We start from the raw sequence: 24,247 nt of genomic DNA on the forward strand, positions 1-24,247 counted from the left end.
AGAAGGACGAGTGGTCAACACTCGTCTCAGCATGTAGACAAACCCTCGCATTCGGTGTCAGTCCTGCGCTTCGGTGCTCAAGAATGTCAAATTCGCTCCGCGCCGATGCTCGTCCTTCCTAGGGCTGCAAAGGTTTTCTATCACGCTGAAAAGAAGACAAAGGGCTAAAATCAAGTTCATTTTAGCCCTTTGTCAACAATCTGGGACGAGTGGTCAACACTCGTCTTTTTTGTGTTTAAATGAACAGTTTTTGAATATGTGTTGATTAATGAACAATGATTGAAAGATTGACAATTGATGATGATGTATCTAGAAAATATAATATAAATAGACAGGTGTTCATAAATGAATAGATGTATAAAAAAAGTATTCTGTCCAAAGCAGTTAACGGATTCACAAGTTCTTATGTTATGCTTTAGAAAAAGAGAAACCATTCTTTTCCTAGACATTGATTGTCATCATTCTATCTATAGGGGTCGATCGTATGCGAAGTATTCAAAGTTTGTTTGTTGAATGGTTACTTGTACTTACAAAGAAGAAACTAAATGTTGAGGGGTATTTAGAAGAACGAAGAATGGCGAATCAATTACCTTATGTGCTGCCTGAGAAGTTGAAAAAGAAATATCACATCACCAAAAGCAGCACGTTTTCAGTCGATACGTACATGTTGAAATCAGATGTGCAGCCAGATGATCATCAGGTGCTATTTTTACATGGAGGAGGCTATATTGAGCAGCCGCTCGTATGGCATTGGCGTTTCTTGGATCGATTGACGAAGCAATTAAATAGTACGGTGTATGTGCCAGTTTATCCTAAAGCACCGAATCATCAGTATATGGATGCAATCGAGAGTGTTCTCCCAGTTTACCAAGCTCTTTTAGAAAAAGGAACACCAGAAAAAATCGTCATCATGGGTGATTCTGCTGGCGGCGGTTTATCGCTCGCCTTTGCTCAATACTTAGCAAAAAAAGGTCTTCCGCAGCCTGGAAACTTGATTCTATTATCACCATGGCTTGATGTGACATTAAGTCATCCTGATATCGCTAAAATGGTTCCAAAAGAGCCAATGCTCAACCTAGATTTACTGATCGAGTCGGGCAAAGCCTATGCAGGTGATACAGATGAAACACATCATTTGATCAGCCCGATCTATGGAGAAATCAAATCGTTAGGACGAATTTCTGTTTTTATTGGCACTCATGAATTCTTTCTCCCAGATGCCCGGAAATTCAAAGAGATGGCAGACAAGCAGGGTGTTCCCATCAACTATATCGAATACCCAAAAATGAATCACGTCTTTCCTGTCTTCCCTATTCCCGAAGCGAACCAAGCGTTAAAACAAATTGTCGCTATTATTGAAAGTAAGACGTTCCCTTTACAGTGATATCGACTCACTGTGAATGTAACAAAACACCGATAAAAGAAACGTTGCTAAAGATCACAACATTCTCTTATCGGTGTTTTTTACTTTATCGATTATACAGCACCCTCATAATAAGCATAGAGTCCAGAGCTTCCTTTAAAATACCATTTCATTCCGTATGCTGTGAAAGAGTTGGCAAAAATAGCTGTGTCAGAGTACATACATAAGTAAGGTTTGTTTGAGTTACGGAATTTCCTTAAGATCTCTTCAGGGCAGGTTGTGACAGTTGCACTTGTACGAGCAACGAGATCTGTACTGTCTGCTTGTGAAGATGAAGTAGCACTAGCTGCTGGAACATACGAAGAAAGAAGTAACCCAAAAGAAAGAGCGACACCAGTCATAGTTTTTTTCCATTTCATTAAGATCATTCCCTTTCCAAAATCTGTATTTACTTACAACCTCATTATAGGAAAATAGATGTCATCAAAAAAGAGACGAAAGAATTATATTTTCCGTAATATTCCATTTTAGATTGGAAGGTTATTATCTGTTATTTTTATATTTTACATTGACACCATCTTTTTCTATGATAAAATCAAATTGTGATAATGAGAATCGTTATCAAACGATATGACTACATATAGAATGGATAGGTGAGGTACATGTTCAAAAAATCTTTTTGGTCGCTATTAGTTGTGCTCTCCATCGTATTACTTGCGGCTTGTGGCAGTAATAGCAGTGAAGGCAAGTCAGATAGTAATGAGAAAACAAGAACCATTGAAAGCGCTATCGGTTCAACTGAAATTAAAGGATCGCCTAAACGTGTGGTGACGTTGTATCAAGGAGCAACGGATGCAGCCGTTGCTATGGGCATTAAACCAGTGGGTGTTGTAGAATCTTGGCTTGAAGCACCTACGTATAAATATTTAAGAGATGATTTAAAGGGTGTCAAAATTGTTGGGCAGGAAACACAACCAAACTTAGAAGAAATTGAAAAGCTGAAGCCAGATGTCATCTTTGCATCAAAGATTCGCCACGAAGAAATATTTGATCAGCTGAAAGAAATCGCGCCAACTGTTGCAACTGACACAGTGTATACTTTTAAAGATACAGTAAAGTTAATGGGTGAAGCGCTAGATCAGCAAGATAAATCAAAAGAATTGCTGACGAAGTGGGATGACCGTGTCGCTGATTTCAAAGAAAAGGCGAAAAAGGACATTAAAAACTGGCCATTGAATGTCGCAGTTGTTAATTTCCGAGCGGATCATACGCGAATCTACCAAACTGGATTTGCAGGTTCGATTTTGACAGAGTTAGGATTTGAAGGGCCTAAGAATATTAAAGATAAAAAACTAGATGTTGTCCAATTAACAGACAAGGAAAGCATTCCACAAATGAATGCGGATGTGATCTACTATTTCATAGGTGAACAAGACAAGGCTGCTGAAAAAACATATAAAGAGTGGACAAGTCATCCTTTATGGAAACAGCTTGACGCAGTCAAAGCAAAAGAAGTGCATAAAGTGGATGAAATCACTTGGAACATGGCAGGCGGAATCATTGCTGCAAACATGATGCTTGATGATATTTATGATCGTCTAGGAATTGATCAATAAGTAGAACGGAGGAGAAAATGTGAACATACCATTTTCTCCTTTTTTCCATAACAGATTGAAAGCGGGAATCAGATGAGAAGTTTATTAAAAAAGGATTCGAGCAAGGCACTGCTATTTGCTGGATTCATCGTATTGATGTTGGTCTTTTTTATGCTCAGTATTTCTCTTGGGCAAACCTCCATTCCCCTCAAAGCCACTATCCATGCGTTTCTTCAGTTCGATGAGTCAGATCCAAACAGTGTCATTGTCATGACATCCAGATTATCAAGAGCTTTAATTGCGACGGTCGTTGGATCAAGTCTAGCGATTTCAGGTGCACTCATGCAGGCATTGACGAGAAATCCGCTGGCTGCACCAGATCTTTTAGGTATTAATGCAGGTGGACTCTTTTTTATTGTGATTTCGATTGTTTTCTTTTCTACCGAGTCGTTAACAGGTTATATGTGGACGGCCTTTTTAGGCGCTGCCATTGCAGGTATGCTCGTCTTTCTTCTAGGCTCCATTGGAAGAGACGGACTGACACCGGTCAAAATTGTACTCGCAGGTGCTGCGATATCTGCTCTATTTGCGTCCTTTACTCAAGGACTTTTAATCGTGAATGAACAGTCCATTCAAAGCATCCTGTTCTGGATGGCTGGTTCAGTGTCAGGAAGAAGTATAGATATGCTGCTGCCTGTGCTGCCTTATATTCTTGGGGCGACTGTGGTGGCGCTGCTTCTTGGCCGCTCGATCAATGTCCTTTTATCGGGTGATGATATTGCGAAAGGGCTTGGCCAGCGTACGCTTCTTTTGAAGATGACGATGGGGATACTTGTCGTCTTTTTAGCAGGAGGTTCCGTCGCTGTCGCAGGATCCATTGGATTTGTTGGTTTTCTTGTGCCGCATATTGTGAAAAAGCTTGTTGGACCTGACCACCGCTGGGTACTGCCGTATTGTGCCGTTGTAGGGGCGTCGCTTTTACTTGTCGCAGATCTTGCCGCACGTTTTCTGATCATGCCGCAGGAAGTACCGATTGGTGTCATGACGGCGGTAGCAGGAGCGCCTCTATTTGTTTATCTCGTGCGCAAGGGGTTGAAGACAGGTGGCTAAAACATACACAGTGCGTTCAAAGGGCGGACGCATTTCATTTCAATTTTCAAAGCGGACGTTTTTAATTTTACTATTATTGACAGGCATTGCCTTTGGTTTATTTATTCTGAGCCTTTGTATGGGCAGCCGGTTTATTCCGCCTACGGATGTGCTGCTGCATATCTTCGGACAAGGCGAGGGAAATACGTTTGTATTAAATACGTTGAGGATTCCAAGGACCCTGCTTGCGGTTTTAGTGGGAGCGGCACTTGCGGTATCGGGGCTTATTTTACAAGGTCTCATTCGAAATCCGCTTGCATCGCCTGACATCATAGGAATTACGAGCGGAGCGTCGTTTGGCGCCATTATGTTCATCGTCTTTTGGATGGGCACTGTGCCTATTGCTTATCAGTCGTTGTGGGCCATTGCAGGCGCTTTTGCGGTATCATGCCTGATTTATATGCTTTCATGGAAAAAAGGCGTCAAGCCGATCACGCTCGTCTTGATGGGGATTGGGATTTCCGCCATTATGAAGGCGTGTGTGACGTTTACTCTTGTGCTCAGCGATACGATGACCACGACCAAGTCATACATCTGGCTGACGGGCAGTTTATATGGTTCTACAATGAAGGACGTCATCGCAATGCTCCCTTGGGTATTGATGATTTTACCGATTGTCATGGTGCTGGCAAGAACGATGAATGTAAAGGAGCTTGGAGATGATCTTGCAACAGGTCTCGGAGTCAAGGTTCAGGCGAAGCGGTTATTCTTTCTACTGATGAGTGTGACATTAGCCGGTATTGCCGTTGCATTCGCAGGTGGTATTGAATTTGTTGGACTGATGGCGCCACATGTGGCAAGGATGATCATCGGTCGTTCCTTTATTGCGCTTGTTCCAGCATCTGCGCTTGTTGGAAGTATTCTCGTGATGCTGGCAGACTTAGTTGCGAGAACGGCCTTTCTCCCGTTAGATGTCCCGGCAGGTGTGTTTACGGCGGCGATTGGTGCACCGTTCTTTATTTATTTGTTATATCAACAGCGAAATCGTTAAACGAAAGATGGGGGTTTTGACATGAAGCCAGAGTGGGTTGAGAGAGAATTACTTGATTTCGGGGTACACATCACAAATGGACCAATGACATCTGATCGCACACTTGCTGCGCTTTTTTCAGAAGCATCTATCAGACGTTTATTAGAAGCTGAAAAGGAAGCGATGCATGCACCGAATATAGCAGTGGCGGCGTCCATGTTTTCAAAACGCTATGCCTATTTAGCTGTTAGTTCTACTTTGTACTTGATGACGATGTATGATGCTGTCTACCGGTTTTCACCAGAGGCGTGTGTCTTTAGAGAAGATCGTAAAATTGAGCTAGATGAAACGCTCTGTTCATTTGTTCAGTTAGAAGGAGATCGTCATGAGTGGAGAGAACAGGTCGTCCGCATGCTATTTACGCAGTGTGTCACACCACTTTTAGATGTATTGAAACGTACTTCAAGACTTCCGTATTCAATTTTATGGGAAAATGTAGCGGTACGTATCAATTCTCTTTACCGTAGCATGATGCGAGAAACGGAAGAGCCTAAAATGAAAGAGCGCGTACGGGAGGATTATTTGTTTCTGAAGAAGGCATCGGGTGATCTTTTCGGAGCGAAGCAAAATCCTTTTCAGCACAGCTTAAATTTAGATGAAAGTTTGCTAGACACATCAAATCGAAAGACTTGCTGTATGTATTATAAGCTTGAGAAAAAATCAGAGAGCCTTGATTATTGTCTCGTCTGTCCGCTTGAAAAAAAGAAAGGCACTGCTTGCTCATAGCAGTGCCTCTCTTTTTTATTCCCAAATATCGCTTACCCATTCAGGGTGATCAATAAAAGGATTGCGATTGTGCTGGTACGTTTGATAGATGATTTCGTTACGATTCCGTTCGATTTGATCGACTGGATCTTGCTTGTGCCATTTCAAGAGGACAGACATTTTGCCGTGAAGAGGGGCGCTTCCATTATTCACTTTGTTGTTCAATTCTAAATCTGGGAAGCGGTCATCGCCTTCATATCGGACGGCCATATAAAAGAGCATTCTTGCTACATCTCCTTTCACCCGGCTATGAGGTTCAAATGAGTCGCTGTCGTAGAAGTTACCCGGAGCTCCCTTGTATTCATTTCCGCCTATATCAAAATCTAAATTTCCTCGTGTGCTATTCGTTTGTACGTCTGTTGCCCGAAGGTGATGGAGATCTGTACCAGGTCCTTGGCTCGTCCCAAAATTGCCGTGAGATTTAGCCCACACATGCTCCCGGTTCCACTGTCCCACGTTTCCTCCATTTGCTTGCTTAGACCTGGAGATACCGCTATAGAGCAAGAGCACATTGCTTGGATTTTTTGGATCTTCATCCGTTTTCTTTAATGCATCCCAAACCTGGCTGTAGGATAGCTGCGTATGATCATCAATAATATCGTGTAATGCTTTCTTAAGAGCAGGCCCAGATTTGCCAGCAGCAGATTGGTAATAGGAATCAATTTGACTTGAAGCGGTTGTTTTGGCATGTTGAGCAGATGTTTCGGTTTGTAGCTGTAACGGGGAAAAGGTGATGGTTTGACTCGGTTCATTCAGAGTAAAGCCTTGAGCATTTGCAGCGGGAGGCAGCGGAGCGGCAAATGTACCGAAAATCATGATTCCGGCGGCCACAGTTCCAAATAAAGATCTTTTCATTCTATTTCCTCCTTCATAGGGAATGTATACTCTTTAGTTCTATCATATTGCCATAAAGAAATAAATGGATTTATCGTAAATTTTATGTAATCAATTCGTAAGAAAAGAGATTGCTATTTTATCAGCATTGCTGTATAAGTGGGCATATAAGGATGGACACAGCAAGGGAGAGGATGGATAACGTGAAAGAACTAAACACACCTACTAGAACCATTATGACACCAGGACCTGTCGAAGTAGATCCGAGAGTCCTTCGAGTGATGAGTACACCAATTCTTGGTCAATTTGATCCTGCATTTACAGAGATCATGAACGAAACGATGACCTTATTACGATCACTTTTTCAAACAGAAAATGAATGGGCTTATCCAATTGATGGGACGTCCCGCTCAGGACTTGAAGCTGTGCTTGCCAGTGTGATCGAGCCCGGAGATGTGATGCTCGTTCCGGTCTTTGGACGCTTCGGTCATTTGCTGATTGAAATTGGACAGCGCTATGGTGCTGAGGTACATACAATGGAATGTGAATGGGGAACGGTTTTTAAGCAAGACGACATCATCGTAGAGATGCATCAAGTCAAGCCGAAAATTGTTGCGATGGTTCATGGTGAAACATCTACCGGAAGATTACAGCCGCTTGAGAAAATTGGTGAAGCATGCCGAGCGCTTGATGCGCTTTTTATTGTAGACGCTGTGGCGACAATTGGTGGAGTCGAGGTCAAGGTAGACGAATGGAAAATCGATGCGGCAATTGGGGGCTCGCAGAAATGCTTGTCTGTTCCATCAGGGATGTCACCGATCACATATAATGAACGAGTGGCAGACGTCGTACAATTGAGAAAGAAAGTCGAAAAAGGGATTGCAACACAGGACGAACTGCAAAAACAGGTAGACATTTCTCCAATCAAAAGCAATTACTTTGATCTAAGCCAGCTGCAAGATTATTGGAGCCCGAGGCGGTTAAATCATCATACAGAAGCGACAACGATGCTTTATGCACTGAGAGAAGGGGTTCGTCTTGTGCTGGAAGAAGGCTTGGAGGAACGTTTTCAGCGCCACTTGTTTCATGAGAAGGCTTTAATGGCAGGCCTTGAAGCGATGGGGCTTGAATTATTCGGTGATCCAGACTGCAAAATGCCGGTCGTGACGTGTATCGTCATTCCAAGTGATATCGACGGAGAAGCGGTCCGGGCTGATCTTCTTCATCATTTTGGAATTGAAATTGCGAGTTCATTTGGTCCGCTTGCAGGACGGATATGGAGAATTGGCTCAATGGGCTATAGCTGCCGAAAGGAAAATATTCTATTTGTTTTAGCAGGCCTTGAAGCCATCTTGATGAAATACGGCGCAGCCATCAATTGTGGCGCTGGGTTACAGGCGGCTCTTTCCATCTATGAACAAGCTGAATAAAAAAGGGATACTCAAAATACTCGCCACCAGCGGGTATTTTTATTTGGGAAAAAACGCTGTTTTTTGAAAAACTAGACTTATAGAGAGCGATATCGCTATACTGAAGAAGTTCTTATCATTTTTGTCATCATTTTCATTTATTTTGAAGAAAGAGGTTTTAATATGAAAAAAATGGGCAGATTGTACATTTTGATGCTCAATATTTTTATTGCCATGCTTGGATTTGGTCTGATCGTTCCTGTCATGCCAAGTTATATTGAAGCCTTTGGCGCAACTGGGAAAACACTTGGTTTCCTCGTTGCTGCAACTGGTCTGACACAATTTGCTTTATCACCCGTCGCCGGAGCGCTGACTGATCGATTTGGACGCAGAAAATTGATTATTGCTGGGATTGCCGGCTTTACGGTAGCTCAATTTATTTTTGCATTTGCCGATCAGCTTTGGATGCTGTTTGTGTCTCGATTTTTAGGCGGAGCTGCTGGTGCGCTGCTGATGCCCGCCATGTTTGCCTACATTGCTGATATCACAAGTGAAAAGGATCGAGGGAAAGGAATGGGGCTATTTAGTGCAGCAATGACGTTAGGCTTTGTCATTGGACCGGGTGTGGGCGGTTATTTGGTTGAGTTTGGGATTGCTTTTCCTTTCCTCATCGCTGGTTCTTTTGCAGCCCTGTCGACGCTGTTGTCTTTCTTGTTCTTACCTGAAACTTTAACAAAGGAAAAGCAGGAAGAAGCACGATTGAATAAAGAGCTTCATTTCAATCCTTTTACGCAGATGATTCAGGCTTTAAAAACACCATACGGTTTTTTGTTTATCTTGGCCTTTGTTTTGAATTTCGGAATCATTCATTTTGAATCGATCTTTGGCTTATATGTCGACCAAAAACATGGCTTTACACCGAAGGATATTGCATTTGTCATTACGGTAGCTGGACTTGCGGGTGTCATCGTTCAAGGTGCTTTAGTAAATACCTTTGTGAAACGATTTGGCGAAATGCGTGTCGTCCGTTATGCCCTTTTAGCTGCGGCATTTATGCTGATCGCCTGCCGCTTTGCTCCTTCCTTTTGGCTCATTTTTACGGGCTCTATTTTATTTTTATCAGCCACCTCGTTTGTTCGTCCAGCTCTTAATACATTACTTTCTAAAATGGCAGGGAATCAGCAGGGGGTAGCAGGCGGCCTCAATACCTCCTTTATGAGCCTTGCGAATATCGTCGGGCCAAGTCTTGCGGGTATTTTATTTGATGTGAATATTGAGCTGCCATTTATGTTTGGAACGCTGGTGCTTTGTATGAGTTTCATTGCTTCTATTTTATGGGCGAAAAAAGCGCAGCAACATTCCCATGCCGTATCGTAATGACAGCATAGAAAAAACCGATCAGCACAAATGGATCGGTTTTTTTCGTCATCGCTCATACTTCACAACTGGTGATTTTTCTTTATGCAACGCATGAATCAATGCATCGTCTACATGCAAATGCTCCTTCACTAATTGAGGAGGGGTTAAGGCCATCCATTGGTTCAATGAAATATCAGCAAATCGATCGCTTTTAAACATTTCTAGAAACCAAAGGCTCGTTTGCCCGATATTTTGTATGTAATGCCCCATCCCGAAAGGAACATAACCAACATCACCTGCTCTGTAATTAAAGGTGCGAGCTGTCCCGCCTGCTCCAAAAACCGTCATTTTGGCTGTGCCGGTTAAATAGTATTGCCACTCATCATTATTCGGGTGCCAGTGCATTTCTCTCATCCCGCCAGGTTTTACCTCCACAAGTGCAGCAGCAATCGTTTTCGATACTGGAAAATTGCGTGAGTCGACGATTCGTACGGTTCCACCAGAGGTCACGATTGGTTTTTGACGAAGGAGCTGGTGGGTAAATGGCGGTTTGATGCCGCCGTATGGATCAGAGACTGTTTGGTTTTCAATGGATGCCGGTGAAGAGCCTTGAAACATATAGCGCTGTTTATGAGGAATGCGGTCAAACAGCTTGATTGGCACGCCGAAATTAGCAGAAAGAATGTCTTTTGGTGTATGAGCAAACCAGTCTGTGATGGTGAACGTATCAAATTCAGAAAAAGCACCATCATCAAACACAAGGAGAAACTCACAGCCATCCTCAAGACCTTGAATGGAGTGCGGAATACCGGGCGGGAAATACCACAAGTCTCCTTCTTCAACATCAGCGATCATATTCCGTCCTTCTGCATCTACAGATGTGATCCGGGCTTTGCCTAAAATCATATATGCCCATTCCGCCTGCTTATGCCAATGAAGCTCACGAACACCTCCGCGCGTAAGCCTCATGTTTACACCAGCAATCGTTGTTGAAACAGGCAGCTCTCGCTCGGTAATTTCCCTCGACCAGCCGCCATGATTCAAGTGCATATGTGTATCAGAATATGAAAATTTTAAATTAGGAATCGTCCCCGCATCCGTTTTTGGGGGGACGAACATATCTGGGTTCTCCAAATCGCGCAGAACGTCTCGCGGGCCTAAATCGGTTGCGCCGGCCCCATCGTCTCGAATTGGTTGCGGGATGTGACGAATCTCCTCATCCATTTGACACCACTCCTTGTCATTCACATTTCTCCTCCAAAATATATGAGGCGTAAGAAAAAAAGATTCAATTGGAATCGGATGAAAGGTGTTTTTGAATCCGCAAAGCTAATCGCAAGCGCAATGTTGCGTCAGGATCTTTTAGGCTGATCTGGAGCAGTTCTTCACATTTCTCTAGTCGATATATCACGGTGTTGCGATGAACAGATAAACGCTTGGCTGTTTCTGAAATATGGCAATGTGTTTCGACATAAACAGATAAGGTGTGGAGAAGGTTTGGATCGACTTGTGGTTGTTCATATAATGGGTGGAGGTACTGCTCATAGAATGTTGTTAAATCTTTTGGTGGGATGAGCTTCAGTAAATCTGACACATCTTTTGCTTGATAGAACTGAATATATTCAGCTCTTAATGAGAGCTGGCCTGATTGCAGAGCATGGACAGCTTCACTGAATCCTTTTGGCAGATCGGTGATGAGATAACCGCTTAAGCTCACACCAAAGGAAATGGTGGCATTCACATGCTGTTTAATAAGGATCTGCAGTTGTTTTAAAAAAGAGCAGATCGATTTGTTCATTGCCTGCCACCCGCCAGTCTCTTCTATAAGGATGATGCCGATATCTCCTTTGACAAAAAGAAAGGCGGGATATGGACAGTGCGAAAGGGTGCTTTCAAGTAAATCAAACACATCATCTACAAGGGTTTGCTGCTTAAGGAAACAAGAGAAATGACTGCTCTGATCAAGTTGACAGACAATACATAGATAGGGAATCGTTGTGTTTAATCCAAACATGCGTGCTAGGCGGGTGACATCTTGCTCTGAGGAAATCGTCCCCTCCATCCATTTGCGAAACCATTCATTTTTGGCTCGCTCTGTCGATTGCTTGATGGCATGTTGTTTGATGCGTGAAATGGACATGGCATTTACAGCTTGTACAATGGCCAAATGTAGCTCCATGTCGTCTTGAGGATGAATGAAGGCGGGAACGACTAAATAATTATAAGATTGTTCGTTTATATAGATAGGAAAAACAGAAACGCTTTCTTTTGAATGAACCATAGAAAAATAATGCTGCTGCGTACTGTGAAACAAGCGGAGCATTTGTATCCAATCTGGGTTTGTCATACCTTGGGGTGAGGTGAAAAGAACACGTCCATACTGATTGATCAAATAGACAGGCTGATGAATTCTTTGGGCCACTTTTTGCAATGCTTCAACATGATGATCGACAATGTTCATATCCACTCATTCTCCTTTTTTTAGAGCTGAATCCTTTGGTGAAGATGAATAAAAAAATGGACAATCGCTGTCAAAGTCTCTGATATCAATTTTATGTTATCAGCTCCATTCAATTTAGATAGAAAGTTGTGATGTAATATCACAAAAAAGATGGCAGGGCAACATCACATCAGTCATCTTCATTCAGAAAAATAGGTAAATATGATATTGTAGACAGAAGAATTTCTTTCAGAAAGATGGGTATCCCAAGAAACAAAGACTTTCAATGGGAAAATCCGTTTAGACAAGCAAGTGGCAAGAGGTGAGATAGATGATTTATATCGGATTAACTGGCTGGGGCGATCATGACAGTCTGTACCCGCCGAGAATCGGCAGTTCTCAAAAGCTGTTTCACTACGCATCAACGTTTCCCATTGTGGAACTGGATGCAAGCTTTTATGCTGTTCAGCCTGAGCGGAACCATGAAAAATGGATAAAAGATACGCCAGACGCCTTTCAATTTGTCGTGAAAGCATATCAAGGAATGACCGGGCATCAAAGAGGTGAGATCCCGTTTGCTTCAAAGGAAGAAATGTTTGATGCCTTTATTCTTTCACTGACTCCTCTCATTCGAGCAGGGAAACTGGCGATGGTTCTGTTTCAATTTCCACCATGGTTTGATTGCAAAAAGGAGCACGTCCACTATTTAAGATGGTGTAAGGAGAAGATGGGGGACATTCCTTGTGCACTTGAATTCCGAAACCGGACTTGGTTTTCAGACGAGTTTTATGAACAAACCTTATCCTTTATGGAGAAAGAAGGGTGGATTCATTCCGTCTGTGATGAACCGCAAGTCGGAGAAGGGTCTATACCGCCAGTCATAAAAGCCACACACCTTGACAAAACATTGGTCCGTTTCCACGGAAGAAATAAACAAGGCTGGCTTCACCCGGCAGATCATGAGAACTGGCGTGAAGTTCGTTACTTATATTTATATAATGAAGCTGAACTAAAGGAATGGAAAAAGAACCTCGACATCCTGCATCAGCAGTCGAAAGATGTATATGTCGTATTTAATAATAACTCAGGCGGAGATGCGGCGACGAATGGCCAGCAAATGATTGATTTGCTGGATTTGACGTATTCAAGCTTATCCCCGAAGCAGTTAGATTTATTTAGTTAAACGAGAGCTGCGGCTTTCAACTTGAACGAGACGGTTCAGTGACAACTTGAGGGAGAGATCAACATGCTGCAGAAGCTATGGTTATATCATACAAACGACTTGCACAGCCACTTTGAAAATTGGCCAAAAATCGCAGCTTATATTGAAGAAAAGCGTCAAGTTCACGATCAGATGCTCTTATTTGATATTGGCGATCATATGGATCGAGTAAACCTTGTATCAGAAGCGGATTATGGAAAAGTGAATGTCAAACTTCTCAATCAGCTTGGCTATGATGGCGTCACAATTGGTAATAATGAAGGCATTACGTTGCCTCATGAGCAGCTCGACCAATTGTACAAAGACGCGCAATTCCCGGTGATTTTATCTAATTTATTTGAAAAAGGCAAAAGACCATCGTGGGCAAAGCCTTATGAAGTGATCACGTTGAACAATGGACTGAAGATCGCCGTCTTAGGGGTGACCATTGCGTATACACCTGTCTATGAAAAGCTGGGCTGGGACATTACAGACCCATTTGAGAGCATACGGGAGATGCTGCAAGAAGTGAAAGGACAAGCCGATGTCATTGTTCTTCTTTCCCATCTAGGCATCATCCATGATCGAGAGGTAGCCCATGACTTCCCGGAAATCGACATCATCTTAGGCTCACATACGCATCATCTTTTAGAACAGGGCGAAATGGATAATGGCGTTCTTCTTGCATGTGCTGAAAAGTATGGGCATTATATTGGCTGTGTCGAGCTGACCATTGACACAGCGAGTAGCGAGCTCATCGAGAAAAAAGCGACGGTGCAATCAGTGGACCAGCTGATCAGCGAATCCGATGAAGCGATCATGACTTTACAGAAAGCAGAAAGACGAGCGAAGTCACTCATGCAGGAAAAAGTGACATCCATTAAATCAAAGCTCGAAACAAAGTGGTTTGATGACTCCCAGCTTCCGCAACTTTTAACAGATGCCATTAAAGAATGGTGCGAGGCAGATATCGGCATGATGAATGCAGGGATGGTGCTTGATTCATTAGAGGCTGGCATCGTCACTAGAGAAGACATTCACCGGATATGCCCGCACCCCATTAATCCAATCCGGGTGACGCTTACTGGGAAGCAATTGATCGAAACAGTTTCTCGTGGCTGTGAAGAAAAAATGGAACAACTGCGCATCAAAGGCTTTGGCTTTAGAGGCGAACTGATGGGGAAAATACTATACAGCGGTTTGACTTATTCATTAGAAGAGGGCGAAACCAAACGAGTAAAAGATATCTATGTAAACGATCAACTCGTCAAAGAAGATGATTCCTATAAGGTTGGCACAGTGGATATGTATACACTTGGTTCTCTTTTTCCTCATATACGTGACCATGAACACATCGAATATTTTATGCCGGAATTTTTACGTGATGTCCTGAGCTGGCGATTGAGGGACGCAAAGTGAAATCCGCTCCAGCCTAACAACACTTGCCCTCCCTTCACATAGATTGTGTTGAAGGGAGTGAAGGGATATGGTGAATTTAACACCTATTACAATTGATGGCCATTCCTTTACAGCCGTCACCGTCAAACTGCCAAAGACCAATTTCATGGCAGTGACAAATGAGCATGGTTATATTATGTGCGGTGCACTTGATGTCGGGCTCCTAAATGAAAAGCTTGCAGATAGAGGAATCATCGCAGGAAGAGCAGTCGGTGTAAGAACTATCGAGCAATTGCTGGATGCACCTTTAGAATCTGTGACATATGCCGCTGAGTCACTCGGCATTCATGCTGGCACAATTGGAAGAGATGCATTATTAAAAATGGTGAAATAAAATGTACAGATGATTCCTATCCCCCCGCCTGTCTGCATACACTTGTAATGGAGAAGGGGGGATTTTTTATTGAGATTAAACCGCCGTTATCGCCCTATAAAAAGGGCCCTCTGCCATTTCGTTACGTCATGCTGCTTGCCGTATTATTTTTTGTGCTCTCAACTGTCATTAGCCTATTCTTCATCAATCGTTCCATTAAACCAACGTTGATTCACATTGCTGAACTAGAAACAGAACGAATTGCCAATCATCTCATCCAATATTCTGTTCAAGATTTTGCAGATGATCAGGAGAATATGAAAGATATGGTTGTGATGAATACAAGTGAGAACGGAAAAGTGACAACTATCGACTTCAATGCGCAAGCAACATCGAAAGCAATGGCTGACCTGTCACGTCACCTTCAAAAAAATCTAGAGGACATTGAAAAGGGGAATTTTCAAAAAGAGGCAAAAGAAGCATTAAAGGATCAAACAGATGGACATGACGGCATTATATATAACATTCCGCTTGGGCAAGCGTCCGGAAATGCACTTATCGCCAACCTAGGACCAAAAGTACCTGTACGATTTAGTGTCATTGGTGACCCGCATACAGACGTTGAAAAAAACATCAAGCCATATGGCATTAACAATGCCTTGATTGATATTAGTGTGCTCATTGAGGTGAAGGTGAGAGTCATCATCCCATTCGCCTCAGAAACCATCGTCGTCAAAAATTCCGTGCCTGTCTCCATCCAAGCCGTTCAAGGAGACGTCCCAGATTATTATAATGGCAGCGGAACAAATTCAGGCGCACCATCGATTGTTCTGCCAGAGAAAAAGGATAAGAAAGAATAACAGCCCAATGGACGAATTGGGCTGTTTTTTTCATACGCTGTGATTGCATATAGTGTTTTTGTGATGAACGTTTTGTTGTTACGAAACAGACAGTCTTGTCCTTGCATCATTTTCATCGGTGATATAGGTCACGTCTTCAAATCCACATTCAACTGCATTCTTGTATAGCCATTCGAGTGTTCCCTTATTTTTGCAATAGATCGTAACATAGGAGCAATCGGCCACTAAAAGAACAAGCTCGCATTGGCTTTCAATAAATTCTTCATAGGTCTTAATATGAGACAATGTCCCTTTTGGATATGCTTGTAAATCGGCGAAAATCATATAATACGTCTTGTTTTCAATGAGGTGTTTGAGTTCTATACCGTCCATTTCTGTTTTACCTTCAGGAAAAAGTTCTTCATCTTTTTCGCCATCAACTAGTATATTCGAGTCTTCGGTATCGATTCGCCAGCTGAATTTGGTGATGTCGATCGGTTTTAGCACTTCTCCAAGGAAGGCTCCATATTCATTTGGAATGGTAAAGGTCATTCCTCTTTTCAAAAAAACAACCCCCTAACTCTTTGTGAAGTAATCTTTCATTGGCTGCGATGCTTAGACTTTTTTTATGTGATCTGTTCATCTTATCCTAATTGACCACTTGATTCCATACGAATCACGTGCCATGATAAATGTTCATTGTTTTCCTTATTTGAATAGTGTAGCTATCCTGAAGGCTGATTTTTCACGATCGTCTGTTATGAAAGTGAGAGGAGGATTTGATTGATATGAAGAAAATTCATGTAAGCGGGTTTTGTTTTTTAGTATTTGCCATTGTATTTAGTGCTAAATATATGTCAGCATCGATATTATTAGCTGGGAGCGACAGTTTGAGTGTCGACTTATTTAGAGGGATGTTTGACATGATTCCACTTGAAGTAACAGTTGTGTATCTCCTTTTTTTCATCATGGGTATTCTTTTTTTAGTTTTAGGATTGAAAGAAAAGCATAAGCAGTAACAGTAGACAAGTGATAATGTTGATACATATTAAAAGGAGAAGCCAGCGGTATCGCTAAACTTCTCCTTTTATTTATCGACGTTTCCGCTCGGCTCTTTCCCATGCCCTTAAATGAGGGTAAGGATCAAACGACCATTCAGTTCGTCCATTGTCTTTATACATGCCATAATGAAGGTGTGGCGGGAATTTTCCTGCTGTGCCAGGTGGACCGTAACCGGAGCTTCCGACTGATCCGATGACTTGACCAGGTTCTACAATCTGCCCAGCTTTGAGTCCTTTTGCAAAGCCATTTAAGTGGGCAAAATAATGATAATGATTATGAATATCTCGAATGCCGATCCGCCAGCCGCCAAAGCGGTTCCAGCCTTTCATTTCAATCACGCCGTACGATGTCGCACGAACAGGAAGACCGTAATGAGCAAATAGATCAGTGCCCTCATGAATTCTTCTGCCTCCAAAGCCTCTCGCATCACCCCATGTACTCCTGTAGCTGTAGTCAGCGCCAACCGGAAGAGGAAACGCATGCTTTCCAAGGTCAAGATGGCCGTAATGCTGATAGAGCTTCATAAAAGATGAAATGATTCCAACGGTTTGATCACGTCCGTAATAATCCCACAGCGCAATTTTTAATTGGTCGATGCTGCTGCCGTAATGGAGCAAGTATTGAGCAAACGTGAACAGGACATCTTCATCGTTATCGATTTCTGCTTTTCCATCCCCATTTCCATCAAGCCCAATACCGTCAAAAACTTTAATGCTTAATGGAGAGGTATCCTGCTTATTTGGATTTTCTGGTCCTATCCACATTTCCCGGGGAATGTAGATACCAATCACACCTGTTTGTTTGGGTAAATCTCTTCTGCTTTTGCGTATATTGTGTTCATACTGATCAACCGCAGCAAGTACATACCACGGGACCTGTGTGGTGATGGCGATCTTTTCATACAGTGCCATTCGCTGTTTTAATTCATCGGGCTGTTTGTTTGTCCCTTGTGCATGGACTGATGCGGGAATCATTGAAAGAGCGATGATGATCGCTAAAACCACTTTCACAAACGTCCATCTCCTTTCTTCGAACATCTCTTCTACCGTTTAGTGTGGTTTGATCACGTTATTTCATAAGAAGAAAATGTTAGTAATTTTCTTCTGTTATTTTAGGAGTCTTTTGGGTATTTTTGCAGCTCATTCCCTTGTTGTTCAATCTGTACTATGTTAAAGTGTCTAAAGAAAAGGCCTTAGGCCGAAGATTCAATTTTTTGCGGCAACAGCTGCATCCATCGTATATAGCAGGAAGATGATTGTATATGCACCTTTAACGAATTCATATGGAGATGATGGAATTGGCAAAGAAGGAAGAGCACGTAAGAAAACCGGACTGGCTTAAAATTAAGCTGAATACGAATGAAAACTATACCGGTTTGAAAAAAATGATGCGGGAAAACAACCTGCATACCGTTTGTGAGGAAGCGAAATGTCCGAATATTCACGAATGCTGGGCAGTGAGAAGAACTGCTACATTTATGATCCTCGGATCTGTTTGTACGCGCGCATGCCGTTTCTGTGCGGTGAAAACCGGACTTCCTACTGAATTAGACTTGCAAGAGCCAGAACGCGTGGCAGATTCAGTGGCTTTAATGAATTTAAAGCACGCTGTTATAACAGCGGTTGCAAGGGATGACCAAAAAGATGGCGGAGCAGGCGTATTTGCTGAAACTGTTCGTGCCATTAGAAGAAAAAGTCCATTCACAACAATTGAAGTTCTCCCTTCAGACATGGGTGGCAATTATGATAATTTGAAAACGTTAATGGATACACGCCCTGATATTTTAAATCACAATATTGAAACAGTTCGCAGGTTAACACCAAGAGTTCGTGCACGAGCTACATACGATCGTTCATTGGAATTCTTGCGTCGTGCAAAAGAAATGCAGCCTGACATTCCAACGAAATCAAGCATTATGATTGGACTTGGTGAAACGAAGGAAGAAATCATCGAAGTTATGGATGATCTTCTTGCCAATAACGTCGACATCATGGCAATTGGTCAGTATTTACAACCGTCGAAAAAGCATTTGAAAGTGCAAAAATACTACCATCCAGATGAGTTTGCAGAGCTGAAGGAAATTGCCATGTCTAAAGGCTTTAGTCACTGTGAAGCTGGACCGCTTGTCCGTTCTTCTTACCATGCAGACGAACAAGTAAACGAAGCGTCTAAAAAGCGTCAGGCGCAAGCATAACAAAGAAAACGCCAGAGCTCTCTGGCGTTTTTTCTCGTATTAATTTTGGCCGTAAGGTGCGTTTCGTCTCATGGTCCGATCGGAATTCGTCATGCCATTGGCATCTTCTTTCGTTGAAATATCTCCGCCTTGAGGAGAGTATTTCATTTGTTGAATCGTTTTCGTTAAAATTTGATCAAAATCACGTGAATTGGTTTGAAGACGTGAAAAATTGGCAATGGATTGAAAGTGCTCTGGGTTATCAGAGACGTACACATGATAATAACGAGGGAGAACAGAAACCGCTGTTTTTTTCACTTGATCGGCTGATTCATCTCGGTTTTTGTTGCCTGTTCGATACACAATGAGGGCATCCTCGTCTGTGACAAGTGTTGCTGCGTCCTTTATATTTGGCAGCTGAATGGCTAAACTTGTAATCACGTGGGCAAGATGCTCACGATTTAAAGCAGGCGTTCTTTCCTTCTGATCGGTGACTTGCTGGCGCTGATAACGAACATAGCCTGCTCGATTCGTATCTGCTTCTGGCATGTTGGAATTATTTCCTTCATGACGATCAGACAGGCGAATTGTCTTGCTGGAAGAATCTTCATCCACTTGCCGGTTCATGCCTGATTGAAAGCCGCACCCGCCTAAAAGCATGCATAGGAGAATAGTGGCTGTCAGTTGTTTCATCATAAATGTGACCTCCTTTATTCTTTAGCTTCGGCTAAATCGGAAAAAACATGCTTTAGCAATTGATGGAGTTGTTCCAATGAATTATCATTAAAGGTGGATCGTTTAAAAAGAGGTGAGAAGATGATCGTCATTCAGAATGCTACCTTTGATCTTGTCAGAGAAATCAAAGACGGCTTTGATGAGGAAGCGTTTAAAGCAAGGTACTCAGATATTTTAAATAAGTATGATTATATTGTGGGGGATTGGGGCTATAACCAGCTTAGGCTGAAGGGGTTTTTTGATGACCAAAACCAAAAGGCCACATTCGATACAAAAATCAGTACACTCGATGAATACATTTATGAATACTGTAATTTTGGCTGTGCCTATTTTGTCTTAAAGCGGATTAGAAAATAACGCAAAGGGGGCGTCATGATGTATTTCGTAGACAGAAAGAAGATTGAAGAGACATTACGTTTTTTTGAGGAGCAATATAATTTGATGCGCAGTCATCAAACATGGTCAAGCCCTTTAGAAAAAAAAGCGCTAGAACGAATTGTTCATTTGCTCGTCGAATGTATTCTTGATACAGGAAATGATATGATTGACGGCTTTATCATGCGGGACCCAGGAAGCTATGACGACATCATGGATATTCTTGTGGACGAAAAAGTTGTACCAACAGAAGAAGGCACTCACCTGAAAAAACTGGTCTCGTGCCGTAAAACACTTGTTCAGCAATACCAAGAAGTGGTTCATCACGATTTGTTGCAGGTCATCAGTGAGGTAGAACAGGCGCTGCAAGTCTTCCCGAATCGAATTCGCACTTACTTGGAGCAGGAGCTTGGACCAGTATCAGCGTTTAAATAAACCATTGGAGTTGTAAGCAGCATGAAATACAAAGGCTATTTAATTGATTTAGACGGGACGATGTATAAAGGAACAGAAAAGATTGAAGAGGCGGGGCAATTTGTTCACAAGTTAAATGAGTTGAACATCCCTTATTTGTTTGTCACGAATAACTCTTCACGCACACCGAAGCAAGTAGCAGAGAAACTGGTTTCATTCGATATTCCAGCAACGGAAGAGCAAGTCTTTACAACAAGTATGGCGACGGCAAACTATATCGCAGAACAAAAGAAAGATGCCTCGGTGTATGTGATCGGAGAAGAAGGCATTCAGCAGGCCATCGAAGAAAAAGGCTTGTCGTTTGGTCAAGAAGACGCTGATTTCGTTGTCGTTGGAATAGACCGCGGTATTACATATGAAAAACTAGCGGTAGGAGCCATTGCGATCCGTCAAGGTGCACAATTTGTTTCAACAAATGGAGATATTGCCATTCCGACAGAAAGAGGGCTGTTACCTGGAAATGGATCGTTAACATCTGTGCTGACGGTTACAACAACAGTGCAGCCAACATTTATCGGAAAGCCAGAGTCTATCATTATGGAACAGGCCATGCGGGTGCTCGGGACAGATGTGTCAGAGACGCTCATGGTGGGCGATAACTATGATACCGATATTATGGCAGGGATGAATGCAGGGATGGATACACTGCTTGTCCATACAGGCGTCACGACAAAAGAGCTGCTTCAGAAATATGACAAACAGCCAACCTATGTCATTGATTCATTATCTGAGTGGATTGAACGATTATCTTAATGAAAAGAGGACAAGCGTCAGACGCACGTCCTCTTTTGTGTTTTATTCTGCATTTCTCGCACTATGTGCCAGTCTGCTTGATGCTGCCGCAGCAATAGCACCGACAATGTCATCTAAAAAGGTGTGGCATTCGCCTGAGGATTTATCGTTGAGTTTCCCAAGAATCCCTGGTTTTTCTTTATCGATATATCCGTAATTCGTAAAGCCGATGGAGCCATAAATATTAACGATGGCAAAGGATAAAATTTCATCAACCCCATATAGACTTTCATCTGTTTCAAGAATGGATTGCAGCGGTTCTGTCAGCTTTTTTTGCTCAGCGAGAACGTCTAGTTCAACGCCTGTTAAGATGGCATTTTGGACTTCACGTTTTGCGATGACACGTTCCACATTGTGGATGCACTCTGTCATGTCTAAGCCAGGATGATATTTTTCCTGTAAAAAGAAGACAAGGTCTGCTATATCTTGAATGGTTACGCCTCGTTCTTGTAAACGGCGTCTTGCTGTTTTTTCTACTTCGTTCATCTCATGATGATGCGGCATGTTCCTCACCCAATCCTCGTAATTTGTCCACAACGTGTGAAAAAGCTTCGGATAGTAAATAGTATTCATAAATCCCTCAACCTGCGACTACGATATGATAAGAGACTGATTTTATGAACGCAGGTGAAATCATGAAAGAAACCATTTATCACACATTTGGTATTGATGTGCGTCAATTTATGTCATATGGCAGTTATCAGAGCTTTCAAACGGCGAAAGCTCTCTTCATCATTGTTCCCGTGTCTCATTTGCGAGAAGAAGAACTCACAGAGCTTTATCATATCAGTCAGTATTTACTGAATGACGGTGACCCATACGTTGCCGTGTTTGAATTAACAAACGAAGAGAAACCGACTTTTACCCATGGAAAAGAACTGTACGCTCTATTAAAGGCAGCACCGCGGGTTACAAGCCGCTCATTTCAGCACGCATCAGAGCTGGCGGCCTTTCATGTCAGGGGAAGAGGGTTTCCTTATGAGGTGTCTGAAACAAAACGTGTCGGAGCTTGGAAGGAATTATGGGCAAAACGGTTAGACCAGCTGGAAGGCTTTTGGATGCAGCAAATGCATCAAAAACCACTTGAACGATTTGAAAAGAAATTTATTGAATCCTTTCCGTATTATCTCGGATTAACGGAAAATGCCATTCAATATTTAGTGGATACAGAGCTTGATGATGAACCAAAAGAATGTGATTCAGGTACTGTTTGTCATCAGCGCTTTTCACGTATGACCTGGCCACATGAGCAGCCGCTTCGTTTACCTGTTGACTGGGTATTTGACCATCCAACAAGAGACATCGCAGAATATTTAAGAGAAACCTTTGTCCAGCATAAGGAGGATTTAATTGAAGAGGGATTCTCCTTTTTGCAGCAATATGAGCAGGTTACGCCTCTTTCATCATTTTCAAAGCGCCTGCTGTACAGCCGTCTTCTGTTTCCGCTTCATTATTTTGAAATTGTCGAAGGTTATTATATGTCAGGAGAAAATGAAAAATCTTATTATGAAGAACGATTAGATTACGTTTTAAATGATGCGAACCGCTACGAATATTTTCTCAAGGTGTTTCAAGAATTGAGTGCCATGCGCAGCGGTGGGCATCTCATTCCTCCTGTTGGATGGATTCATCAATCCGCTGATTTGAAGTTTCAGTGAACAGACGAAACGTCTCTTTTCTCTTGAGGCGTTTTTCGTTATGCTTAAAGAAATCAACCAAAGGAGTGTTCTTCTTGACGAAACCTTATGTCTATATCACAAGAAAGCTTGATGAAACAACACTTACACCATTAAAAGAAGTCGCTCATATTGACATGTGGACGAGCGAGGATGAGCCGTGTCCAAGAGAAGAGTTAGAAAAACAAGCGGCTCAAGCAGATGGGCTGCTCACGATGCTGTCAGATCAAGTAGATGAGGCACTTTTATCAAATGCTCCAAATCTAAAAGTGGTCGCGAATCTCGCGGTCGGCTATGACAATATTGATCTAAAGGCAGCTAAAAAGCACGGGATCACGGTATGTCATACACCGGACGTCTTAACAGAATCGACAGCTGATTTAGCCTTTGCGCTTTTGATGGCGTCAGCAAGACGAATTGTCGAAGCGAGTGATTGGATTAAGGATGGGAACTGGACAGGCTGGGGGCCGCTTCTTCTAGCCGGTGCTGATGTTCATCATAAAACGTTAGGGATTGTCGGAATGGGCAGTATTGGAACCGCACTGGCCAAGCGGGCAAAAGGTTTTGATATGAATGTTCTTTATCATAATCGTTCAAGAAAGCCAGAAGCAGAAGCGCAGCTAGGTGTGACCTATGCCGCATTTGATGAGCTACTTACGCAGTCTGATTTCATCGTTTGTTTGACGCCTTTAACGCCTGAAACGAAAGAAATGTTTAATAAGAAAGCATTTGAGCAGATGAAGAACACGGCTTACTTCATCAACGTTTCCAGAGGGCAGACGGTAGACGAAGAGGCTTTATATGATGCTGTCACGACAGGAAAAATTGCAGGAGCAGGTCTGGATGTATTTAGCAGGGAGCCTGTCAGTCCGGATCACCCGTTAACTACATTACCAAATGTGACAGTGCTTCCTCATATCGGAAGTGCGAGTGTTGAAACGAGAAAAAACATGATGCATTTATGTGCTGAAAATATTGCGCTTGTCCTGCAAGATCAGCAAGCCAAAACGCCAGTTCAGGCGTAATCTCAAGCTTCCCGGCTTCGGGAGCTTTTCTCACAAAAATATTTTGAAAATATAGAATCTTGATATAAATAGCTGTTAAGCGGTTTCATTCTCATATTCTCTTATTTTATTACCTTGTCAAAATGAGGATACCCCTTTATAATGTGTGTACATTGAATGTCTGTGTTAGGTTAACAAATG

The 24,247-nt window shown here is 42.5% G+C and carries 26 protein-coding genes; 18 read left to right on the top strand and 8 right to left on the bottom strand.

All coding sequences use genetic code 11. From position 1 onward, the window contains the following. The first annotated feature begins 484 nt into the window (after window positions 1-484). Window positions 485-1,384 carry an alpha/beta hydrolase gene (locus tag KFQ09_RS13690; RefSeq protein ID WP_181891724.1) on the top strand — a complete coding sequence of 300 codons (900 nt, stop codon included), beginning with the start codon at window positions 485-487 and terminating at the stop codon, window positions 1,382-1,384. A gap of 92 nt (window positions 1,385-1,476) precedes the next feature. On the opposite strand, the gene KFQ09_RS13695 is transcribed toward KFQ09_RS13690, so the two are convergent. Next, complete coding sequence (locus tag KFQ09_RS13695; protein ID WP_234823377.1) at window positions 1,477-1,782, bottom strand: LCI fold-containing protein; 306 nt, start codon at window positions 1,780-1,782, stop codon at window positions 1,477-1,479. A gap of 243 nt (window positions 1,783-2,025) precedes the next feature. Here KFQ09_RS13695 and KFQ09_RS13700 point away from each other — a divergent pair, with 243 nt between their 5' ends. The 4 genes from KFQ09_RS13700 (at window position 2,026) to KFQ09_RS13715 (ending at window position 5,863) form a co-directional block, all read left to right on the top strand. Next, window positions 2,026-2,979, top strand: coding sequence for an ABC transporter substrate-binding protein (locus tag KFQ09_RS13700; protein ID WP_050826585.1), 954 nt, complete (start codon window positions 2,026-2,028; stop codon window positions 2,977-2,979). A gap of 72 nt (window positions 2,980-3,051) precedes the next feature. Next, a complete protein-coding gene (locus KFQ09_RS13705; protein WP_129547802.1) occupies window positions 3,052-4,068 on the top strand; it encodes a FecCD family ABC transporter permease in 1,017 nt (338 codons plus the stop codon). Continuing rightward, a complete protein-coding gene (locus KFQ09_RS13710) occupies window positions 4,061-5,098 on the top strand; it encodes a FecCD family ABC transporter permease (RefSeq protein ID WP_217816330.1) in 1,038 nt (345 codons plus the stop codon). The genes KFQ09_RS13705 and KFQ09_RS13710 overlap by 8 nt, the downstream gene beginning before the upstream one ends. 21 nt (window positions 5,099-5,119) lie before the next feature. Next, a complete protein-coding gene (locus KFQ09_RS13715) occupies window positions 5,120-5,863 on the top strand; it encodes an IucA/IucC family C-terminal-domain containing protein (RefSeq protein WP_096881817.1) in 744 nt (247 codons plus the stop codon). Between the two features lie 15 nt (window positions 5,864-5,878). Here KFQ09_RS13715 and KFQ09_RS13720 read toward each other — a convergent pair whose 3' ends face one another. Continuing rightward, complete coding sequence (locus KFQ09_RS13720; RefSeq protein WP_017367997.1) at window positions 5,879-6,757, bottom strand: endonuclease I family protein; 879 nt, start codon at window positions 6,755-6,757, stop codon at window positions 5,879-5,881. Between the two features lie 173 nt (window positions 6,758-6,930). Here KFQ09_RS13720 and KFQ09_RS13725 point away from each other — a divergent pair, with 173 nt between their 5' ends. Together KFQ09_RS13725 and KFQ09_RS13730 are read left to right on the top strand one after the other, a co-directional pair. After that, a complete protein-coding gene (locus tag KFQ09_RS13725; protein WP_255835760.1) occupies window positions 6,931-8,166 on the top strand; it encodes a pyridoxal-phosphate-dependent aminotransferase family protein in 1,236 nt (411 codons plus the stop codon). A 162-nt stretch (window positions 8,167-8,328) separates the two neighbouring features. Continuing rightward, on the top strand, window positions 8,329-9,522 hold the full coding sequence (locus KFQ09_RS13730) for an MFS transporter (RefSeq protein WP_019743815.1): 1,194 nt from the start codon (window positions 8,329-8,331) through the stop codon (window positions 9,520-9,522). 48 nt (window positions 9,523-9,570) lie between these two features. Here the strand turns inward: KFQ09_RS13730 and KFQ09_RS13735 are convergent, their stop codons facing one another. Together KFQ09_RS13735 and KFQ09_RS13740 are read right to left on the bottom strand one after the other, a co-directional pair. Next, complete coding sequence (locus tag KFQ09_RS13735; protein WP_255835761.1) at window positions 9,571-10,728, bottom strand: oxalate decarboxylase family bicupin; 1,158 nt, start codon at window positions 10,726-10,728, stop codon at window positions 9,571-9,573. Window positions 10,729-10,792: 64 nt separating this feature from the next. Then, window positions 10,793-11,965, bottom strand: a complete 1,173-nt coding sequence (locus tag KFQ09_RS13740) for a PucR family transcriptional regulator (RefSeq protein WP_046344414.1) — start codon at window positions 11,963-11,965, stop codon at window positions 10,793-10,795. A gap of 310 nt (window positions 11,966-12,275) precedes the next feature. Here KFQ09_RS13740 and KFQ09_RS13745 point away from each other — a divergent pair, with 310 nt between their 5' ends. From KFQ09_RS13745 to yunB, 4 genes are all read left to right on the top strand, one after another. Continuing rightward, window positions 12,276-13,127 carry a DUF72 domain-containing protein gene (locus KFQ09_RS13745; RefSeq protein WP_046344412.1) on the top strand — a complete coding sequence of 284 codons (852 nt, stop codon included), beginning with the start codon at window positions 12,276-12,278 and terminating at the stop codon, window positions 13,125-13,127. A gap of 63 nt (window positions 13,128-13,190) precedes the next feature. Then, the gene (locus KFQ09_RS13750) at window positions 13,191-14,564 is read left to right on the top strand and encodes a bifunctional metallophosphatase/5'-nucleotidase (RefSeq protein WP_099496729.1); all 1,374 of its coding nucleotides are present in this window, start codon (window positions 13,191-13,193) and stop codon (window positions 14,562-14,564) included. Between the two features lie 67 nt (window positions 14,565-14,631). After that, the gene (locus KFQ09_RS13755) at window positions 14,632-14,937 is read left to right on the top strand and encodes a YunC family protein (protein ID WP_007500404.1); all 306 of its coding nucleotides are present in this window, start codon (window positions 14,632-14,634) and stop codon (window positions 14,935-14,937) included. 47 nt (window positions 14,938-14,984) lie between these two features. After that, on the top strand, window positions 14,985-15,776 hold the full coding sequence (gene yunB / locus KFQ09_RS13760; protein WP_255835762.1) for a sporulation protein YunB: 792 nt from the start codon (window positions 14,985-14,987) through the stop codon (window positions 15,774-15,776). Window positions 15,777-15,854: 78 nt separating this feature from the next. On the opposite strand, the gene KFQ09_RS13765 is transcribed toward yunB, so the two are convergent. Further along, window positions 15,855-16,319 carry a DUF2691 family protein gene (locus KFQ09_RS13765; RefSeq protein WP_255835763.1) on the bottom strand — a complete coding sequence of 155 codons (465 nt, stop codon included), beginning with the start codon at window positions 16,317-16,319 and terminating at the stop codon, window positions 15,855-15,857. A gap of 224 nt (window positions 16,320-16,543) precedes the next feature. Between KFQ09_RS13765 and KFQ09_RS13770 the strand changes: the two genes are divergently transcribed. Beyond that, window positions 16,544-16,774 (top strand): hypothetical protein, encoded by a 231-nt coding sequence (locus KFQ09_RS13770; protein WP_008346846.1) that lies wholly within the window; start codon window positions 16,544-16,546, stop codon window positions 16,772-16,774. Window positions 16,775-16,846: 72 nt separating this feature from the next. On the opposite strand, the gene KFQ09_RS13775 is transcribed toward KFQ09_RS13770, so the two are convergent. Next, the gene (locus KFQ09_RS13775) at window positions 16,847-17,791 is read right to left on the bottom strand and encodes a M23 family metallopeptidase (protein WP_223255603.1); all 945 of its coding nucleotides are present in this window, start codon (window positions 17,789-17,791) and stop codon (window positions 16,847-16,849) included. Between the two features lie 323 nt (window positions 17,792-18,114). Here KFQ09_RS13775 and lipA point away from each other — a divergent pair, with 323 nt between their 5' ends. Further along, window positions 18,115-19,011 (top strand): lipoyl synthase, encoded by an 897-nt coding sequence (gene lipA, locus KFQ09_RS13780; RefSeq protein ID WP_008360456.1) that lies wholly within the window; start codon window positions 18,115-18,117, stop codon window positions 19,009-19,011. 39 nt (window positions 19,012-19,050) lie between these two features. On the opposite strand, the gene KFQ09_RS13785 is transcribed toward lipA, so the two are convergent. Then, complete coding sequence (locus tag KFQ09_RS13785; protein ID WP_007500413.1) at window positions 19,051-19,686, bottom strand: YhcN/YlaJ family sporulation lipoprotein; 636 nt, start codon at window positions 19,684-19,686, stop codon at window positions 19,051-19,053. Window positions 19,687-19,806: 120 nt separating this feature from the next. Between KFQ09_RS13785 and KFQ09_RS13790 the strand changes: the two genes are divergently transcribed. The 3 genes from KFQ09_RS13790 to KFQ09_RS13800 are packed head-to-tail and all read left to right on the top strand — an operon-like array spanning window position 19,807 to window position 21,327. Next, on the top strand, window positions 19,807-20,082 hold the full coding sequence (locus tag KFQ09_RS13790; RefSeq protein WP_008346837.1) for a YutD family protein: 276 nt from the start codon (window positions 19,807-19,809) through the stop codon (window positions 20,080-20,082). Window positions 20,083-20,100: 18 nt separating this feature from the next. After that, complete coding sequence (locus KFQ09_RS13795; RefSeq protein ID WP_017367989.1) at window positions 20,101-20,535, top strand: DUF86 domain-containing protein; 435 nt, start codon at window positions 20,101-20,103, stop codon at window positions 20,533-20,535. Window positions 20,536-20,556: 21 nt separating this feature from the next. Next, window positions 20,557-21,327, top strand: a complete 771-nt coding sequence (locus KFQ09_RS13800; protein ID WP_008346835.1) for a TIGR01457 family HAD-type hydrolase — start codon at window positions 20,557-20,559, stop codon at window positions 21,325-21,327. Between the two features lie 42 nt (window positions 21,328-21,369). Here KFQ09_RS13800 and KFQ09_RS13805 read toward each other — a convergent pair whose 3' ends face one another. Beyond that, window positions 21,370-21,870 (bottom strand): phosphatidylglycerophosphatase A family protein, encoded by a 501-nt coding sequence (locus KFQ09_RS13805; RefSeq protein WP_024719755.1) that lies wholly within the window; start codon window positions 21,868-21,870, stop codon window positions 21,370-21,372. A gap of 113 nt (window positions 21,871-21,983) precedes the next feature. Here KFQ09_RS13805 and yutH point away from each other — a divergent pair, with 113 nt between their 5' ends. Together yutH and KFQ09_RS13815 are read left to right on the top strand one after the other, a co-directional pair. Beyond that, complete coding sequence (yutH, locus tag KFQ09_RS13810) at window positions 21,984-23,024, top strand: spore coat putative kinase YutH (protein ID WP_304941605.1); 1,041 nt, start codon at window positions 21,984-21,986, stop codon at window positions 23,022-23,024. Between the two features lie 74 nt (window positions 23,025-23,098). After that, window positions 23,099-24,067 carry a 2-hydroxyacid dehydrogenase gene (locus tag KFQ09_RS13815; RefSeq protein ID WP_019743821.1) on the top strand — a complete coding sequence of 323 codons (969 nt, stop codon included), beginning with the start codon at window positions 23,099-23,101 and terminating at the stop codon, window positions 24,065-24,067. Window positions 24,068-24,247 lie beyond the last annotated feature (180 nt).

Source organism: Bacillus sp. FS02 (assembly GCF_024398395.1).
Classification (GTDB): Bacteria; Bacillota; Bacilli; order Bacillales; family Bacillaceae; genus Bacillus; species Bacillus altitudinis.

Excerpts from the sequence above, each read along its gene's own strand:
- KFQ09_RS13690 (WP_181891724.1), top strand. The coding sequence starts at position 485 with ATGCGAAGTATTCAAAGTTTGTTTGTTGAATGGTTACTTGTACTTACA.
- KFQ09_RS13695 (WP_234823377.1), bottom strand. The coding sequence starts at position 1,782 with ATGAAATGGAAAAAAACTATGACTGGTGTCGCTCTTTCTTTTGGGTTA.
- KFQ09_RS13700 (WP_050826585.1), top strand. The coding sequence starts at position 2,026 with ATGTTCAAAAAATCTTTTTGGTCGCTATTAGTTGTGCTCTCCATCGTA.
- KFQ09_RS13705 (WP_129547802.1), top strand. The coding sequence starts at position 3,052 with ATGAGAAGTTTATTAAAAAAGGATTCGAGCAAGGCACTGCTATTTGCT.
- KFQ09_RS13715 (WP_096881817.1), top strand. The coding sequence starts at position 5,120 with ATGAAGCCAGAGTGGGTTGAGAGAGAATTACTTGATTTCGGGGTACAC.
- KFQ09_RS13720 (WP_017367997.1), bottom strand. The coding sequence starts at position 6,757 with ATGAAAAGATCTTTATTTGGAACTGTGGCCGCCGGAATCATGATTTTC.
- KFQ09_RS13725 (WP_255835760.1), top strand. The coding sequence starts at position 6,931 with ATGGATAACGTGAAAGAACTAAACACACCTACTAGAACCATTATGACA.
- KFQ09_RS13730 (WP_019743815.1), top strand. The coding sequence starts at position 8,329 with ATGAAAAAAATGGGCAGATTGTACATTTTGATGCTCAATATTTTTATT.
- KFQ09_RS13735 (WP_255835761.1), bottom strand. The coding sequence starts at position 10,728 with ATGGATGAGGAGATTCGTCACATCCCGCAACCAATTCGAGACGATGGG.
- KFQ09_RS13740 (WP_046344414.1), bottom strand. The coding sequence starts at position 11,965 with ATGAACATTGTCGATCATCATGTTGAAGCATTGCAAAAAGTGGCCCAA.
- KFQ09_RS13745 (WP_046344412.1), top strand. The coding sequence starts at position 12,276 with ATGATTTATATCGGATTAACTGGCTGGGGCGATCATGACAGTCTGTAC.
- KFQ09_RS13750 (WP_099496729.1), top strand. The coding sequence starts at position 13,191 with ATGCTGCAGAAGCTATGGTTATATCATACAAACGACTTGCACAGCCAC.
- KFQ09_RS13755 (WP_007500404.1), top strand. The coding sequence starts at position 14,632 with ATGGTGAATTTAACACCTATTACAATTGATGGCCATTCCTTTACAGCC.
- yunB (WP_255835762.1), top strand. The coding sequence starts at position 14,985 with ATGGAGAAGGGGGGATTTTTTATTGAGATTAAACCGCCGTTATCGCCC.
- KFQ09_RS13770 (WP_008346846.1), top strand. The coding sequence starts at position 16,544 with ATGAAGAAAATTCATGTAAGCGGGTTTTGTTTTTTAGTATTTGCCATT.
- KFQ09_RS13775 (WP_223255603.1), bottom strand. The coding sequence starts at position 17,791 with ATGATTCCCGCATCAGTCCATGCACAAGGGACAAACAAACAGCCCGAT.
- KFQ09_RS13785 (WP_007500413.1), bottom strand. The coding sequence starts at position 19,686 with ATGATGAAACAACTGACAGCCACTATTCTCCTATGCATGCTTTTAGGC.
- KFQ09_RS13790 (WP_008346837.1), top strand. The coding sequence starts at position 19,807 with ATGATCGTCATTCAGAATGCTACCTTTGATCTTGTCAGAGAAATCAAA.
- KFQ09_RS13795 (WP_017367989.1), top strand. The coding sequence starts at position 20,101 with ATGTATTTCGTAGACAGAAAGAAGATTGAAGAGACATTACGTTTTTTT.
- KFQ09_RS13800 (WP_008346835.1), top strand. The coding sequence starts at position 20,557 with ATGAAATACAAAGGCTATTTAATTGATTTAGACGGGACGATGTATAAA.
- KFQ09_RS13805 (WP_024719755.1), bottom strand. The coding sequence starts at position 21,870 with ATGCCGCATCATCATGAGATGAACGAAGTAGAAAAAACAGCAAGACGC.
- yutH (WP_304941605.1), top strand. The coding sequence starts at position 21,984 with ATGAACGCAGGTGAAATCATGAAAGAAACCATTTATCACACATTTGGT.